This is a genomic window from Citrobacter sp. RHBSTW-00671 (genome assembly GCF_014103415.1).
Lineage (GTDB): Bacteria > Pseudomonadota > Gammaproteobacteria > Enterobacterales > Enterobacteriaceae > Citrobacter.
Map to the genome: position 1 here is coordinate 3,651,767 of NZ_JABXPR010000001.1, position 16,442 is coordinate 3,668,208.

Annotated in this window: 17 protein-coding genes; 12 read left to right on the forward strand and 5 right to left on the reverse strand. The window is 51.2% G+C overall.

Features of this window, described 5'->3' with window-relative positions; translation table 11 throughout:
• Positions 1–143: 143 nt before the first annotated feature.
• Positions 144–803, forward strand: a complete 660-nt coding sequence (yccA, locus tag HV261_RS17565; protein WP_003035917.1) for an FtsH protease modulator YccA — start codon at positions 144–146, stop codon at positions 801–803.
• A gap of 88 nt (positions 804–891) precedes the next feature.
• Positions 892–1,221, forward strand: coding sequence for a sulfurtransferase TusE (gene tusE, locus HV261_RS17570; RefSeq protein ID WP_202038997.1), 330 nt, complete (start codon positions 892–894; stop codon positions 1,219–1,221).
• On the opposite strand, the gene yccX is transcribed toward tusE, so the two are convergent.
• Positions 1,218–1,499, reverse strand: a complete 282-nt coding sequence (gene yccX, locus HV261_RS17575; protein ID WP_020996508.1) for an acylphosphatase — start codon at positions 1,497–1,499, stop codon at positions 1,218–1,220. The two genes, tusE and yccX, sit on opposite strands and share 4 nt — an antisense overlap.
• A gap of 94 nt (positions 1,500–1,593) precedes the next feature.
• Between yccX and rlmI the strand changes: the two genes are divergently transcribed.
• On the forward strand, positions 1,594–2,784 hold the full coding sequence (gene rlmI / locus HV261_RS17580; RefSeq protein ID WP_137382857.1) for a 23S rRNA (cytosine(1962)-C(5))-methyltransferase RlmI: 1,191 nt from the start codon (positions 1,594–1,596) through the stop codon (positions 2,782–2,784).
• Positions 2,785–2,841: 57 nt separating this feature from the next.
• Complete coding sequence (gene hspQ / locus HV261_RS17585; protein ID WP_005123508.1) at positions 2,842–3,159, forward strand: heat shock protein HspQ; 318 nt, start codon at positions 2,842–2,844, stop codon at positions 3,157–3,159.
• Positions 3,160–3,233: 74 nt separating this feature from the next.
• Here hspQ and HV261_RS17590 read toward each other — a convergent pair whose 3' ends face one another.
• A complete protein-coding gene (locus HV261_RS17590) occupies positions 3,234–3,647 on the reverse strand; it encodes a CoA-binding protein (RefSeq protein WP_006685217.1) in 414 nt (137 codons plus the stop codon).
• Between the two features lie 173 nt (positions 3,648–3,820).
• Here HV261_RS17590 and csgI point away from each other — a divergent pair, with 173 nt between their 5' ends.
• Both csgI and mgsA read left to right on the forward strand, forming a co-directional pair.
• Entirely contained in the window at positions 3,821–4,483 is a 663-nt protein-coding gene (gene csgI, locus HV261_RS17595; RefSeq protein WP_202038998.1) for a curli synthesis inhibitor, read from the forward strand.
• Between the two features lie 93 nt (positions 4,484–4,576).
• Complete coding sequence (mgsA, locus tag HV261_RS17600; RefSeq protein WP_137382855.1) at positions 4,577–5,035, forward strand: methylglyoxal synthase; 459 nt, start codon at positions 4,577–4,579, stop codon at positions 5,033–5,035.
• Between the two features lie 32 nt (positions 5,036–5,067).
• On the opposite strand, the gene helD is transcribed toward mgsA, so the two are convergent.
• A complete protein-coding gene (helD, locus tag HV261_RS17605; RefSeq protein ID WP_202038999.1) occupies positions 5,068–7,122 on the reverse strand; it encodes a DNA helicase IV in 2,055 nt (684 codons plus the stop codon).
• A gap of 125 nt (positions 7,123–7,247) precedes the next feature.
• Between helD and HV261_RS17610 the strand changes: the two genes are divergently transcribed.
• Together HV261_RS17610 and yccS are read left to right on the forward strand one after the other, a co-directional pair.
• Positions 7,248–7,694 carry a YccF domain-containing protein gene (locus tag HV261_RS17610; protein WP_202039000.1) on the forward strand — a complete coding sequence of 149 codons (447 nt, stop codon included), beginning with the start codon at positions 7,248–7,250 and terminating at the stop codon, positions 7,692–7,694.
• Positions 7,695–7,712: 18 nt separating this feature from the next.
• On the forward strand, positions 7,713–9,866 hold the full coding sequence (gene yccS, locus HV261_RS17615; protein WP_137382853.1) for a YccS family putative transporter: 2,154 nt from the start codon (positions 7,713–7,715) through the stop codon (positions 9,864–9,866).
• Here yccS and HV261_RS17620 read toward each other — a convergent pair.
• Positions 9,844–10,458, reverse strand: coding sequence for a TfoX/Sxy family DNA transformation protein (locus HV261_RS17620; protein WP_137382852.1), 615 nt, complete (start codon positions 10,456–10,458; stop codon positions 9,844–9,846). The genes yccS and HV261_RS17620 overlap by 23 nt on opposite strands.
• 216 nt (positions 10,459–10,674) lie before the next feature.
• Here HV261_RS17620 and sulA point away from each other — a divergent pair, with 216 nt between their 5' ends.
• From sulA to HV261_RS17635, 3 genes are all read left to right on the forward strand, one after another.
• Positions 10,675–11,184 (forward strand): SOS-induced cell division inhibitor SulA, encoded by a 510-nt coding sequence (gene sulA / locus HV261_RS17625; protein WP_137382851.1) that lies wholly within the window; start codon positions 10,675–10,677, stop codon positions 11,182–11,184.
• A 355-nt stretch (positions 11,185–11,539) separates the two neighbouring features.
• Positions 11,540–12,589 carry a porin OmpA gene (gene ompA / locus HV261_RS17630; protein WP_048212110.1) on the forward strand — a complete coding sequence of 350 codons (1,050 nt, stop codon included), beginning with the start codon at positions 11,540–11,542 and terminating at the stop codon, positions 12,587–12,589.
• A gap of 103 nt (positions 12,590–12,692) precedes the next feature.
• Positions 12,693–13,948 (forward strand): IS3 family transposase gene (locus tag HV261_RS17635; protein WP_202037240.1). Its coding sequence is split into 2 segments (ribosomal slippage): positions 12,693–13,044 and positions 13,044–13,948, totalling 1,257 coding nucleotides; the frame shifts between segments, so codons are not numbered across the junction.
• A 54-nt stretch (positions 13,949–14,002) separates the two neighbouring features.
• Here the strand turns inward: HV261_RS17635 and matP are convergent.
• Positions 14,003–14,455: a macrodomain Ter protein MatP gene (gene matP, locus HV261_RS17640; protein ID WP_005123520.1), complete on the reverse strand. Its 453-nt coding sequence runs from the start codon at positions 14,453–14,455 to the stop codon at positions 14,003–14,005.
• A gap of 185 nt (positions 14,456–14,640) precedes the next feature.
• On the opposite strand from matP, the gene HV261_RS17645 reads away from it, so the two are divergent.
• Entirely contained in the window at positions 14,641–16,401 is a 1,761-nt protein-coding gene (locus HV261_RS17645) for an AAA family ATPase (RefSeq protein ID WP_202039001.1), read from the forward strand.
• Positions 16,402–16,442 lie beyond the last annotated feature (41 nt).

The window sequence follows — 16,442 nt, forward strand, 5'->3', positions numbered from 1 at the left end:
CATCTAATCCAGAAGCTTTTGCTGAAATAATATGCTTAAGCCTGGCGGGTTAAAATGCGTAAAGATGGGTAAAACCGCTGGGTCGTTTCCGGTGATTTCATTATCCTCCATCATTAATTACATCTGTCATAAGAGAGTGACTCATGGATCGTATTATTAGTTCTTCGCGCGATCGTACATCGCTACTCAGCACGCATAAGGTGCTGCGTAATACCTATTTCCTGCTCAGCCTGACGCTGGCGTTTTCAGCGATCACCGCAACTGCCAGTACAGTACTGATGTTGCCGTCTCCGGGTCTGATTCTGACGCTGGTTGGTATGTATGGTCTGATGTTCCTGACCTACAAAACAGCAGATAAACCTGTAGGTATTCTGTCTGCTTTCGCTTTCACCGGTTTCCTGGGTTACATCCTGGGGCCGATTCTGAACACTTACCTGTCGGCAGGTATGGGTGACGTGATCGGTATGGCGCTGGGTGGTACGGCGCTGGTCTTCTTCAGCTGTTCTGCGTATGTTCTGACCACGCGTAAAGACATGTCCTTCCTCGGCGGTATGCTGATGGCAGGTATCGTGGTAGTGCTGATTGGTATGGTTGCGAATATTTTCCTGCAACTGCCAGCGCTGCATCTGGCGATTAGCGCGGTGTTTATCCTGATTTCTTCAGGCGCAATCCTGTTTGAAACCAGCAATATCATCCGCGGCGGTGAAACCAACTATATTCGTGCCACCGTTAGCCTGTATGTTTCGTTGTACAACATCTTCGTCAGCCTGTTGAGCATTCTGGGCTTTGCCAGCCGCGATTAAGATGTCCACACGCATTATCCAGCCCCGCTTATGCGGGGCTTTCTTTTTTGGTAAACTGCCGCCAGTTTGACTAACGCAGTGAAGAATTATGTTGATCTTTGAAGGTAAAGAAATCAGTACCGATAGCGAAGGCTATCTGAAAGATACCACGCTGTGGAGCGAGCCACTGGCAGTTGCCATTGCTGAAAACGAAGGCATTACGCTCTCCGCGGAACACTGGGAAGTGGTGCGTTTCGTACGCGAGTTTTATCTGGAGTTTAATACCTCCCCCGCTATCCGCATGCTGGTCAAAGCGATGGCCAACAAATTTGGCGAAGAGAAAGGCAATAGCCGTTATCTCTACCGCCTGTTCCCGAAAGGTCCGGCCAAGCAGGCAACTAAAATTGCCGGCCTGCCGAAACCGGTGAAATGTATTTAATAGCGGATACTAAATCCCTTTAGCTCGTCGCCAGGACGATGGGGTTCACTGAGAACCCGGTCAACCCTGGCGCTGCTCGGCCCCCCGGCTTTCAACCACTTCATCAGTTGTTCCACCCGGTCGCTTTCACCGCAGGCGACAACCTCTACGCTGCCGTCATCCATATTCTTCGCGTAGCCAGTCAATCCCAGCCGTTGTGCTTCATGCTGGGTGGTGTAGCGAAATCCAACCCCCTGAACCCGGCCATAGACCCAGGCGATTATGCAGACTTTCGACATTGCGGTTCTCCTTATCATCACAGCGCGCGTTGCAAATATGCGTAAAACTCAGGACAATGGCGCCCATTTCTTTGAATTGACAGAATAGTAAATTATGAGTGTACGTTTAGTGTTAGCCAAAGGGCGCGAAAAATCATTACTGCGCCGCCATCCGTGGGTATTTTCCGGTGCCGTCGCACGTATGGAAGGTAAAGCCAACCTCGGTGAAACCATCGATATTGTTGACCATCAGGGTAAATGGTTAGCACGCGGCGCGTACTCACCCGCGTCGCAGATCCGTGCACGTGTCTGGACATTCGACAAGTCTGAATCCATCGATATTGATTTCTTTACCCGCCGTCTGCAACAAGCACAGAAGTGGCGAGACTGGCTGGCGAAAAAGGACGGGCTGGACAGCTATCGACTGATTGCCGGGGAGTCTGATGGCCTGCCGGGCATCACCATTGACCGTTTCGGTAACTTTCTGGTGCTGCAACTGCTCAGCGCAGGCGCCGAGTATCAACGTGCCGCATTAATTAGCGCCCTGCAGATTGTCTTCCCGGAGTGCGCTATTTATGACCGTAGCGATGTTGCCGTGCGTAAAAAAGAAGGCATGGAACTGACTCAGGGCCCCGTCACGGGGGAACTGCCGCCAGCTCTGCTGCCGATTGAAGAGCACGGGATGAAACTGCTGGTTGATATTCAGCACGGACATAAAACCGGTTATTACCTCGATCAGCGTGACAGCCGCCTGGCCACGCGTCGTTATGTGGAAAATCAGCGCGTACTGAACTGTTTCTCCTATACCGGTGGATTCGCCGTCTCTGCATTAATGGGTGGCTGCCGCCAGGTCGTCAGCGTAGATACTTCCCAGGAAGCTCTCGATATCGCCCGCCAAAACGTAGAGCTGAACAAGCTGGATCTGAGCAAAGCCGAATTTGTGCGTGATGACGTGTTCAAGCTGCTGCGCGCCTATCGCGATCGTGGTGAGAAATTTGATGTTATCGTGATGGACCCGCCGAAGTTTGTCGAAAACAAAAGCCAGCTGATGGGCGCCTGTCGTGGCTATAAAGACATCAATATGCTGGCAATTCAGTTGCTGAATCCGGGTGGCGTACTGCTGACATTCTCCTGCTCCGGATTGATGACCACCGATTTATTTCAGAAAATCATCGCCGATGCCGCAATAGATGCCGGGCGTGATGTACAATTTATAGAGCAGTTCCGTCAGGCCGCCGATCATCCCGTGATCGCTACCTACCCGGAAGGGCTGTATCTGAAAGGGTTTGCCTGTCGCATCATGTAACTTGAAAAGTGGAATATTACCCTTACATAGAGGGTATCTATTTCCCGGGAGGTGACTATGATTGCCAGCAAATTCGGTATCGGCCAGCAGGTCCGCCATTCCCTGTTAGGTTACCTCGGAGTGGTCGTGGATATCGACCCGGAATATTCGCTTGATGACCCGTCACCTGATGAGTTGGCGGTAAACGACGAACTTCGCGCCGCTCCCTGGTATCACGTGGTGATGGAAGACGATAATGGCCTGCCAGTACATACGTACCTGGCTGAAGCACAGTTGAGTAGCGAGCTACAGGAAGAACATCCAGAGCAACCGTCGATGGATGAACTGGCACGGACAATCCGCAAACAGCTCCAGGCTCCACGCCTGCGCAACTGACAACATTTCTCCGGCCTACGACAAACACCGTTGTAGGCCGGATATACAATGCGCCATCCGGCAACAGTACAACCTTACTTCGCCAGTCCCAGTCTGGGGATTTCAATCGCCGGGCAACGATCCATCACTACCGCCAGGCCCGCATCGCGCGCCAGCACGGCTGCCTGCTCATTAATCACGCCAAGCTGCATCCACAAGGTCTTCGCGCCAATAGCAATAGCCTCCTGTGCGACTCCCCATGCTGCTTCTGAGTTTCTAAAGACATCCACCATATCCACTTTCTCTGGTACGTCTGCCAGCGTCGCATAGCCCTGCTGCCCCAGCAGCGTTTTCCCGGCAACCTTAGGAGACACGGGGATAACGTGATAACCCTGATCGAGTAAATACTTCATTACCCGATAGCTCGGGCGATCGGGTTTATCGCTTGCTCCTACCAGCGCAATCGTACGGGTAGATGTCAAAATGCCAGCAATATCGGTCTCTTTCATCGTCTTCCTCCAGGCTGTTTTGCAAAGTGTACGACAAACCTGACGTCGCAACCATTCATCCCATACTGGCGCATGAGAGCTAAACTGGAAAATATGTCTATATGTTAGTAAACATGATTGTCGAAAAATTTAGATACATCTTATGCAGATAATTTTCTGGACAGGAGAACCTTATGAAAACCGGCATTGTGACAGCCCTGATTGCTCTGCTTTTGCCGGTAACCGTTTGTGCGACCTCTTTGCGCCTGTCTAATGATATTGACCTTCTGGTGCTGGACGGAAAAAAGGTGTCCAGCTCTTTACTGCGCGGTGCCGACAGTATTGAGCTGGAGAATGGTCGGCATCAGCTTGTCTTTCGCGTTGAGAAAACGATTCGTCTCTCCAGCCATGAAGAACGTCTGTATATTTCTCCTCCGCTGGTCATCAGTTTTGATACTCAGTTGGTTAGCCAGGTCAATTTTCATCTCCCCCGTCTGAACAACGAACGTGACGCAACGCATTTCGATGACGCGCCCCGTGTGGAACTAGTAGATGGCGACTCCATGCCCATTCCGGTCAAGCTGGATATTTTGTCGATTACCTCATCGGCAAAAATCGTGGATTACGAACTCGAGACTGAACGCTATAACAAATCGTCTAAGCATGCTTCACTCCCACAATTTGCCACTATGATGGCAGATGACAGCGCATTGCTCTCAGGGGTCTCTGAACTGGATCGGGTGCCGCCGCAGTCGCAGACACTCACCGAACAGCGTTTGAAATATTGGTTCGGCCAGGCCGATGCGCAAACACGAAGTAATTTTCTGCAATGGGCAGAGAAACAGCCACCCTCATGACGTTTATGTTCGCCTACGCATTTTTTTTGTCTTTCTCTTGCAGCGTCAAGCGCTTCCAGTACTCTGTAATAAGGTTAACTTGGGAGCTGTACTATGGAACTGACGACTCGCACTTTACCGGCGCGTAAGCATATTGCGCTGGTTGCACATGATCACTGTAAACAGATGCTGATGAGCTGGGTGGAACGCCACCAGCCATTGTTAGAAAAGCATGTCCTTTATGCGACAGGCACGACAGGAAATCTCATTCAACGCGCGACCGGCATGGATGTCAACGCCATGCTTAGCGGTCCAATGGGCGGCGATCAGCAGGTCGGTGCACTAATTTCTGAAGGGAAAATTGATGTGCTGATCTTCTTCTGGGATCCACTCAACGCCGTGCCTCACGATCCGGATGTTAAAGCCCTTCTGCGCCTGGCCACAGTTTGGAATATTCCGGTTGCCACCAACGTATCTACCGCCGATTTTATTATCCAGTCACCAAATTTCAGCGATGCGACGGACATCCTGATCCCGGATTACGCCCGGTATCTGGCAGAGCGCCTCAAATAATTGCCAGACAGGCGGCGGCCGCCGCCTGTTCTTCAGGGTTTTCTCGCTACCGGGACATCCAATTGTTTTAATTCATCAACAAAACAGGATGGCGCGTCTTTATTAAACAGCAACCACACCCGATGCCGGGCACGCGTAAGTGCCACGTAAAGCAATCTTCTCTCTTCTGCATCCGGAAAATCCTCGACCATTGGCAGTAATGCTTCTTCCATAATCGACTCACGGGCTGGGGCAGGAAAACCATCGTTGCCGTCATGAAGCCCAACGACAATGACATAATCCGCCTGCTGTCCTTTACTGGCATGAATAGTCATAAAATCCAGCTGTAGTTTGGGCCAACGGGTCGCTGCTTTCTCAAGACTGGCAGGTTTGAGGTGGTGATATCGCGCCAGCACCAGTATGCGTTCTTCTGCTTTCGCAAAGCCGGATAGCTTATCCAACAGCGCATCCAGTTGACTTTCATCGAGCAGAGTGACGGCTTTCCTATCGCCTGCTGTCAGGCTATTGAGCGGTTTCTTAAGCTGATGCGGGTTTTGCTGGATAAACCGATTGGCTATCTCGCCAATACGGCTATTAAAACGGTATGTCGTATCCAGATCGCAGCGATCGCCCTCACCAAAGTGTTGCCGGAAGGCGGTAGTCAACGAAAGTTGTGCACCACTGAAACGGTAAATGGCCTGCCAGTCATCCCCCACGGCAAATAGCGTGGTCTGTGAGTTTTGCTTGCGCAATGCGGCTAACAGGGCGGCGCGCTGCGGGGAGATATCCTGAAATTCATCAACCAGGATATGCTTCCAGGGGCTGATAAAGCGCCCTTTCTCCAGAATGACAATCGCCTGATGGATTAATCCAGAAAAATCGACGGCATTCTCTTCTTTCAGAGCACTCTTCCAGGCTTTAAGCAACGGCGCCATCAGCTTTATACGTTTGCTGAACAGGTCGCGGATCGCCTCCGGCGCATTGGCGATCATCTCCGCCTGTGCTCCACCATGCATACGCATCAGGCTAACCCAGCGATCCAGACGCGAGGCCAGGCGACGTTGTAATTTTTCATCGTCCCAAAAATTACCTTCTGGCACAGACCACTGCATCTCTTCTTCCAGCCACTGTCGCCAGCCTTTAGCCTGTGCTTTTTTCTCGCTGCACTGCTGACGCCAGGTGGCGATAAACAGCTTATTTCTGGCGGCAGTATCATTTTCGAGTTTGCTGACTGTCGGGACTTTTTTGCTACCCTGTTGAATAATATGCAACGCCAGTGAATGGAACGTCCGTGCGGTGACGTCTTGCGTCTGCAGCCGTTCGCGAATGCGCTCATCCATTTCCTGAGCGGCTTTGCGACCAAACGCCAGCAGCAAGATTTGTTCAGCAGCCGCTTCTCCCCGCGCCAGCAACCAGCCCGCACGCGCAACCAGAACGGATGTTTTGCCACTTCCAGCACCCGCAAGCACCAATAGCGACTGCTCGCCATTCACCACCGCACGAGCCTGGGCTGGATTCAGCGGTGAGGACTCAATCTTCTGGAAAAACTCGGTATGCTCCGCCAGCATCGCATCGGTATATGCCTGGTTATGCTGCAAACGACACGCTTCAATGTCCTGTAGCCACGCCTGGCACTGATGCAACGCCTCACGACAATGATCAAATTCTTCCAGCCGACTGACCGGCAGGGGCAACGCGTCAAAAGCACGGCGGATCTGTTGTTGCAATCCGGATGTTTGGCTCCGCGTCAGCCATCTGTTTTCCCCTGTACGCGCGGCAATCGCATCCAGCTGTTCCTGTAGCACCCCTGCTGCGACGTCACTCATCTCCTGGCTCCACTGCTGCCAGAGCATGCTCAGATGATGGTGGAAACGCTGGGTTTCCGCCCATTCAGTGCCGTGAAGGCGTACAACTTTATCATCAGAAAGCACAAATTCCAGCTCGCCCCATACCAGGCCCCTTTTACAATGGATAGCCAGTAACTGATTGAATGGAATAAGATACTCATGACGGTCGCCGGAGACTTTAATGCCGGCATTGAGAATAACGGCCCGATCGTAAGGGTGTTGCGCCAGACGTTTTCCCAGAGAAGTTGCTTTCAGTTCCATAAGACTTACGCGGATCCACACGAAGAGGTTTGCTTATCAGTGTAACCGCCAGAGAAAACGTGCTCCAGCCCAAAAAAACGTTACAATTGCCAAACTCACAGAAAACCAGAGTTAACCGAGGGTTTATGCGTACTGTTCTGAATATTTTAAATTTTGTGCTTGGGGGATTCGCCACCACCTTAGCCTGGTTACTGGCGACGTTAGTCAGTATCGTGCTTATCTTCACACTACCCTTGACCCGCTCCTGCTGGGAAATCACACGCTTGTCGCTGTTCCCTTACGGTAATGAAGCAATTCACGTTGATGAACTCAACCCAGCGGGTAAAAACGTGCTTCTGAATACCGGCGGTACGCTGCTCAACATTTTCTGGCTGATTTTCTTCGGCTGGTGGCTGTGCCTGATGCATATTGTTTCCGGTATTGCCCAGTGCGTTACGATTATTGGTATTCCGGTTGGTATTGCGAACTTTAAAATCGCCGCAATTGCACTCTGGCCCGTTGGTCGTCGTGTGGTTTCAGTCGAAGTTGCCCGTGCCGCACGCGAAGCCAACGCGCGTCGTCGTTTTGAATAATCGGAACTGATGGCCTTTATGTTAAGTCCACTGCTTAAACGCTATACCTGGAACAGCACCTGGCTGTACTACGTGCGAATTTTTATTGCACTTTGCGGCACTACGGCGCTGCCGTGGTGGCTGGGTGACGTCAAACTTACCATCCCGCTAACGCTGGGCATGGTTGCTGCCGCGCTGACCGATCTGGACGATCGGCTCGCGGGTCGTCTGCGCAATTTGATCATTACGCTGATCTGCTTTTTTATTGCCTCGGCCTCCGTCGAATTGCTCTTTCCCTGGCCGTGGCTTTTCGCAATTGGATTAACGCTGTCCACCAGCGGCTTTATTTTGCTGGGGGGCTTAGGTCAGCGTTATGCGACCATCGCCTTTGGTGCATTACTGATCGCCATTTACACCATGCTGGGAACATCACTTTACGATCAGTGGTACCAGCAACCGATCCTGCTGCTTGCAGGCGCCATCTGGTATAACCTTCTGACGCTTATCGGTCACCTTCTGTTCCCGATTCGTCCACTGCAGGACAATCTGGCACGCAGCTACGAACAGTTGGCACACTACCTGGAGCTGAAATCCCGCCTTTTTGATCCCGACATCGAAGATGAAAGCCAGGCCCCCCTGTATGACTTAGCGCTGGCCAATGGGCAACTGATGGCGACGTTGAACCAAACAAAAATATCATTACTGACCCGTCTGCGCGGTGACCGTGGACAACGAGGAACCCGCCGCACACTGCATTATTATTTTGTCGCGCAGGATATCCACGAACGCGCTAGTTCCTCACATATTCAGTACCAGACGCTACGCGACCATTTCCGTCACAGCGATGTGATGTTTCGTTTCCAGCGATTAATGTCGATGCAGGGACAAGCCTGTACGCAACTGTCTCGCTGTATTTTGCTACGCACCCCTTACCAGCACGATCCACACTTTGAGCGCGTCTTTACACATATCGATGCCGCCCTTGAGCGCATGCGTGCAAGCGGTGCCCCTGCAGATTTGCTCAACACGCTGGGATTCTTACTATCAAACCTGCGGGCTATTGATGCGCAACTGGCCACCATTGAGTCTGAACAGGCTCAGGTACTCTCGCGCAATGAGTCAGAAAATCAGCTTGCCGATGACAGTCCGCATGGCTTCAGTGATATCTGGCTGCGCCTGAGTCGCAATTTTACACCGGAGTCGGCGCTGTTTCGCCACGCGGTTCGCATGTCGCTGGTGCTCTGCGTCGGCTACGCCATTATCCAGATAACGGGTATGAACCATGGCTACTGGATCCTGCTGACCAGTCTGTTTGTCTGCCAGCCCAACTACAACGCCACACGACATCGTCTGGCGTTAAGAATTATCGGCACATTAGTCGGGATAGCCATTGGATTGCCCATCCTGTGGTTCGTCCCATCGCTGGAAGGGCAATTAATACTGCTGGTGATCACCGGCGTGCTCTTTTTCGCTTTCCGCAATGTTCAGTACGCGCATGCCACCATGTTTATCACGCTGCTGGTATTGCTGTGCTTTAACCTGCTTGGAGAAGGGTTTGAAGTCGCACTGCCGCGCGTCATCGATACGCTGATAGGTTGCGCCATCGCATGGGCAGCCGTCAGTTTCATCTGGCCTGACTGGCGCTTTCGCAACCTGCCACGGGTGATTGAACGGGCGACCGATGCAAACTGTCGTTACCTTGACGCCATTCTCGAACAATATCATCAGGGGCGAGACAATCGTCTGGCATACCGTATTGCGCGCCGCGATGCGCATAATCGTGATGCGGAGCTGGCATCCGTGGTGTCGAACATGTCGAGTGAACCGGATGTCACCGCCCAAACGCGCGAAACGGCATTCCGCTTGCTGTGCCTCAACCATACCTTTACCAGTTATATCTCGGCGCTTGGCGCACACCGTGAACAGTTAACCAACCCGGACGTTCTGGCATTACTGGACGATGCCGTTTGTTATGTTGATGATGCACTTCATCATCAACCCGCTGACGAGCAGCGCGTATACCAGGCACTAGAAGGACTGAAGCAACGGATTCAGCATCTTGAACCACGCCCGGACAGTAAAGAACCGCTGGTCGTACAGCAAGTTGGCCTATTGATAGCGCTACTACCAGAAATCAGACGATTACAGCAGCAAATTGCCGCATTGCCGTCTAGTACACCGGTTCAGGCGTAAGAGAACTCACCCACTCCACAAGCTCCTGGCGACGAATCGCTGGGAGCGCCGCCTCATGAATCCCTCCGATCGCGCCTTCAAGGGCATAGAGTATTTTCACCGTCAGGGCGGGATTAATCTGTCGCAGTTTCAACCAGCACATTTTTGCCCCCAACATGCGTAATGTGCTTTCATCTTTTATACCAGCTTCATTCAGCAGGGTTTCCAGATGAAATGTCATGTTCGGCAGTCCACGCAGGCGATGCTGTGCAAAACGACTTTGCTTTTCTTTTAACGCCGCATCCAGTGAATACCGTGATAGCGACACCAGTTGTTGCTGGTTTTGCCACAGCGTGTCGTTCACCTGATAATAATTGAGCACCACCGGACGTCCACGTTTTATGAATGTCAGCCAGACAGGGGAATGTTTTACACAGTACTGCGCGCTCTGTTCACAGGCTCGAAGATATAACTCGCCACTGGCGACCATGGCGAATACCGTGTCCTCGACCGTCAGGCTATAACCCCCAAACAGCGATCGATAACGAATAGTCCCCAATGACGCCAGATATTCTTGTGATTTATAGATCCTTGCATAAGAAAGTTTTTTCATAAAAATCCTTTTAAATCATAACGTAATAAAATGATTTGCAGTAGCGGATCCGTTAATGACGAAAATAGGCAACTTATTCGCAAGGGGCAAGATGAATTTTGTTTTTCCCGTAACAACAACCAAAAACTGCGAACCTGTTTCAGAAAATAAGGTTGATCTTTGGGGATAGCAGGGTTACTGTATATCCATACAGTAACTCACAGGGCTGGATTGATTATGTACACTTCAGGCTATGCAAATCGTTCTTCGTCGTTCTCTTCCACATCAAGCAAAATTGCGCGCGTGTCGTCAGAGCACACTACCGCCGGGCTTATCAGTGAAGTGGTCTATCGCGAGGACCAGCCCATGATGACGCAGCTCCTACTGCTTCCCCTGCTTCAGCAATTAGGTCAGCAGTCGCGCTGGCAGCTCTGGCTGACGCCTCAACAAAAACTGAGCCGCGAGTGGGTGCAGTCGGCCGGACTCCCATTGACGAAAGTTATGCAAATCAGCCAACTCTCTCCCTGCCATACGCTGGAATCAATGGTCCGTGCGCTGCGCACTGGGAATTACAGTGTGGTCATCGGCTGGCTGACGGAAGAATTAACAGAAGATGAACATGCAGAACTGGTGAAAGCGGCTGATGAGGGAAACGCAATGGGATTTATCATGCGTCCTGTACGCGCTCAGACACTTGCGGGGAGACACCATTCCGGGCTAAAAATTCACTCGAATTTGTATCATTGAGTGAAATTAGGATTTATCCTGGAATTTTTTTTCACCCTCAAATTCGGCTTTGAGCTTTAACACGTTTTTTGTGAGAACGCCTGTGTGAAGCGGTTTCCACGATAGTAGCTGTGCAATTAATCATCCACAAATGTTAAATATTGTGTATACAAGCCTTTTTTTTTCATATGCCTGACGGACTTCACACTTGTAAGTTTTCGAGTACGTTGTAGACTTTACATCGCCAGGGGTGCTCGGCTTAAGCCGCAGATATCGGTAGAGTAACTATTGAACTGGTCCCCGGGTGAAGGATTTAACCGTGTTATCTCTCTGGAGATATTCATGGCGAATTTTGGATGATAACGAGGCGCATAAAATGAAAAAGACAGCTATCGCAATTGCAGTGGCACTGGCTGGTTTCGCTACCGTGGCGCAGGCCGCTCCGAAAGATAACACCTGGTATACTGGTGCTAAACTGGGTTGGTCCCAGTTCCATGACATCGGCAACAATCAGATCAACAACAACGGACCGACCCACGAAAGCCAACTGGGTGCTGGTGCGTTCGGTGGTTACCAGGTTAACCCGTACGTTGGTTTTGAAATGGGTTACGACTGGTTAGGTCGTATGCCGTACAAAGGCAACACTGAAAATGGCGCATTCAAAGCTCAGGGCGTTCAGCTGACCGCTAAACTGGGTTACCCAATCACTGACGATCTGGACGTTTATACCCGTCTGGGTGGTATGGTTTGGCGTGCAGATGCTAAAAACAACGACGGCTTCAAAGACCACGACACTGGTGTATCCCCAGTATTCGCTGGCGGCGTAGAGTATGCAATTACTCCTGAAATAGCTACCCGTCTGGAATACCAGTGGACTAACAACATCGGTGACGCGAACACCGTTGGTGGTCGTCCAGACAACGGTCTGTTGAGCGTTGGTGTTTCTTACCGTTTCGGCCAGCAGGAAGAAGCAGCTCCGGTAGTTGCTCCGGCTCCGGCTCCGGCTCCAGAAGTACAGACCAAACACTTCACTCTGAAGTCTGACGTTCTGTTCAACTTCAACAAAGCGACTCTGAAACCAGAAGGCCAGCAGGCTCTGGATCAGATGTACAGCCAGCTGAGCAACCTGGATCCGAAAGACGGTTCCGTCGTTGTTCTGGGCTTCACTGACCGCATCGGTTCTGATGCTTACAACCAGGGTCTGTCTGAGAAACGTGCTCAGTCCGTTGTTGATTACCTGATCTCTAAAGGTATCCCTTCTGACAAAATCTCCGCACGTGGTATGGGCGAATCCAACCCGGTTACTGGCAACACCTGTGACAACGTGAAAGCTCGCGCTGCACTGATCGACTGCCTGGCTCCGGATCGTCGTGTTGAGATCGAAGTTAAAGGTATCAAAGACGTTGTAACTCAGCCTCAGGCTTAAGTTATCGTCTTATAAAAAAACCCCGCCTGGCGGGGTTTTTTTTCACCTATTGACCCGTCCTGAATAGCGTTGACACGTTCCAGATTTAATTCCGGAGAACGTGATGATGACTGAGTTCAAACGCACCCAACGCGATTATCCTCTATCCTTTAAAATAGCCGTCGTTGAGCAGGTCGAAAAAGGCGAGATGACCTATAAACAGGCCCAGCAGCGATATGGCATTCAGGGGCGCTCCACCGTACTTGTCTGGCTGCGTAAATATGGCCGGCTTGACTGGAGTCCCGGGCTTCCTGACCTGGTGAAGAGGAAACTGCCTGTGGCTCAGACGACTGTCCCGCTTACACCCGAGCAAAGAATCAGGGAACTTGAAGAACAGCTTGAGCTGGCAAACCAGAAAGCTGAGTTTTTTGAGTCCGTTATCAACGTCCTGAAAAATGATTACGGGGTGAGTGTTGTAAAAAAGCGGCCCGGCAAGTCCTCACGCAAAGTCAGGCCCCAAAAATAACAGTTACGCGTGCATGTCAGTTCCTGGGGCACAGCAGACAGGCGTGGTACCAGTACAACACAAGATGTAATAAACGGCAGGAGCATCATGCTCAGGTTCTTGATTTTGTTGCCCGTACCCGGTGCCGTCAGCCGCGAATAGGTACGCGTAAACTGCACTATCTGCTGAACACCCAGGCCGGTAAAACACTGGCTATAGGGCGGGACCGTTTGTTTAACCTGCTGGGTGAATACCGGCTCCTGGTCCCCGTGAAACGGGCATATCACAAAACAACCAACAGCCATCATCGCTTTTACCGGCATCCTAATCTGCTGAAACCCGGCCCTGAACAGGTTACCGCCCTTGAGCCAGAGCAGGTCTGGGTCGCTGATATAACTTACCTTCCACTACGCAGCGGCACGGCTTATCTGAGTCTGGTCACCGATGCCTGCTCCAGAAAAATCGTGGGTTACCATGTCGGGGAAAACCTGCAGACAGAAAACGTGGTAAAGGCGTTCAGACAGGCTCTGAGGCGGAGAAAAACGACAGGTCCGCTGGTACATCACTCTGACAGAGGACTGCAATACTGTTCGGTACTTTATCAGTCAGTTCATGAGCGAAACGGAATAATCTGTTCAATGACCGATGGTTACGACTGCTACCAGAATGCGCTGGCTGAGAGAATAAACGGGATACTGAAAAATGAGTTTTTACTCTCCCGCCCGGTGGATCTTGCACAAGCCCGAATGATGGTAAAAGAGTCCGTGGCCATTTATAACCATGAACGGCCACATCTGGCCCTGAAATACAAAACGCCCGATGATGTTCATCAGGCGTTTTATAGACAAAAAACTGTCAACCTATATCAGGACTAGTCATATATATCATGCAAAAGCACAGGCACACACCATATTGACGTTACCCGTACCCTACTCTTTACCCAGTAACGCCTGTAGATCCTGCTTCAATGTCGACATCTTGTTCGCATACTTTTCTTTATGCTCCGCATCTTCAATCAACTGCACAATCGTTTCTGAGAGCGTTTTACCACGTCGCTGCGCAAGCCCGGCTAAACGCTGCCAGACCATAAACTCCAGATCGATCGATTTCTTACGCGTATGTTGATGTTCTGCATTAAAGTGCCGCTTACGCCTCGCCCGGATCGTTTGCTTCATACGATTGAGCAGTGCAGGGTTCATGTATTCTTCAATCCAGGCGTTGACCCGAACCGGTTCATTTTCGAGGGTTAGCAACAAATCAACGGCTTCTTTGGCAGCGCTGGCTTCCACATAGCGGGTAATCAACTCCCCCTCACGATGCTTCTTCACCAGGTACTTCCATTTCCATCCGCTTTCAAGATTTTCAAGTTGTTGATATTTCATTGCGATCTCAATGTTACCGTGTAACTCTTATCAGAATATCAGCTTTTTGGGCATCTGAAGAAAAGAATATCCAGCCTGTGAACTGTCGCGCGTCATCACATCCGTTTAGCGGCGCTTTCCACGTGTGCAGTGCTGATGGTTACGGTATAATCTCGTTTTTTACAACAGACTAAAAAACATCAACTTTGACCATTACGAAACTTGCATGGCGTGATCTGGTTCCTGATACCGACAGCTATCAGGAAATATTTGCACAGCCGCACGTCACTGACGACACCGACACCTTACTCAGTGATACTCAGCCACGTTTACAATTCGCGCTAGAGCAGCTTCTTCAGCACTGGGCTACGTCCTCGTTTATGCTGGTGAAAGCGCCCGAAGAGCTGGAGTATCTCAATCTTATTGCAACGGCTGCACGTACCTTGCATGCGGATGCCGATAGGTTAACCGGGGGGCATTACGATGTATCCGGCCACACTATTCGTTACCGCGCAGCGGAGAAAGCAGACGACAACTTTGCAACGTTAACGCAGGTGGTTAATGCTGACTGGGTTGAGGCCGAACAGCTTTTTGGCTGTCTGCGCCAATTCAATGGCGAAATTACGCTGCAACCGGGACTGGTCCATCAGGCCAACGGCGGTGTGCTGGTTATTTCATTGCGCACACTTCTGGCTCAGCCGTTGTTGTGGATGCGCCTGAAAGCCATTGTCAGCCACGAGCGTTTTGACTGGGTGGCCTTCGATGAGTCTCGCCCTCTGCCAGTCTCCGTCCCTTCTATGCCGCTTAAACTGAAAGTGGTGCTGGTCGGCGAACGTGAATCGCTGGCAGACTTCCAGGAAATGGAGCCAGAACTGGCAGAACAGGCTATCTACAGCGAATTTGAAGATAACTTGCAGATAGTGGATGCCGAAACCATGACACAGTGGTGTCAGTGGGTAACGCATACTGCCCGACGCAATAATCTGCCCTATCCCGCTGCCGATGCCTGGCAGGTTCTCATCCGCGAAGCCGTTCGCTATACCGGCGAACAGGATACGTTGCCGCTTAATCCGCTATGGATCACTCGCCAGCTCAAAGAAGTGGCCCCTCTTTGCGACGGTGATACCTGCACTGCGGAGCAATTGAGCCTGATGCTTGCTCAACGTGAGTGGCGAGAAGGATTCCTCTCCGAACGGATGCAGGATGAGATCCTGCAAGAGCAGATCCTCATTGAAACGGAAGGCGAGCGTATTGGGCAAATAAACGCCCTGTCGGTGATCGAATTTCCAGGCCATCCCCGCGCATTTGGTGAACCTTCACGTATCAGTTGCGTCGTGCATATTGGCGATGGCGAATTTACCGATATTGAACGTAAAGCCGAGCTGGGCGGAAATATTCATGCCAAGGGTATGATGATTATGCAGGCGTTCCTGATGTCGGAACTCCAGCTTGAACAGCAAATACCGTTCTCTGCCTCTCTGACATTTGAGCAATCATACAGTGAAGTAGACGGAGACAGCGCCTCTATGGCAGAACTGTGTGCGCTGATCAGCGCCCTCGCTGACGTTCCCGTCAATCAAAGCATCGCAATAACCGGTTCTGTCGATCAGTTTGGTCGTGCTCAACCTGTCGGCGGTCTGAATGAGAAAATTGAAGGCTTCTTTGCCATCTGCCAGCAGCGTGAATTAACGGGGACTCAGGGGGTGATTATCCCTACAGCCAACGTCAGACATCTGAGCCTGCCACCCGCACTGCTGCAGGCAGTTGAAGAAGAAAAATTCACTATCTGGGCAGTAGACGACGTAACCGATGCGCTGCCACTGCTATTAAATTTGGTGTGGGATGGTGAAGGCCAGACGACGCTGATGCAAACTATCCAGGAGCGTATTGCTGCGGCAACGCAACAGGAAGGCCGTCACCGTTTTCCATGGCCGCTACGTTGGCTGAATTGGATTATTCCGAACTGATCGGACTTGTTCAGCGTACACGTGTTAGCTATCCTGCGTGC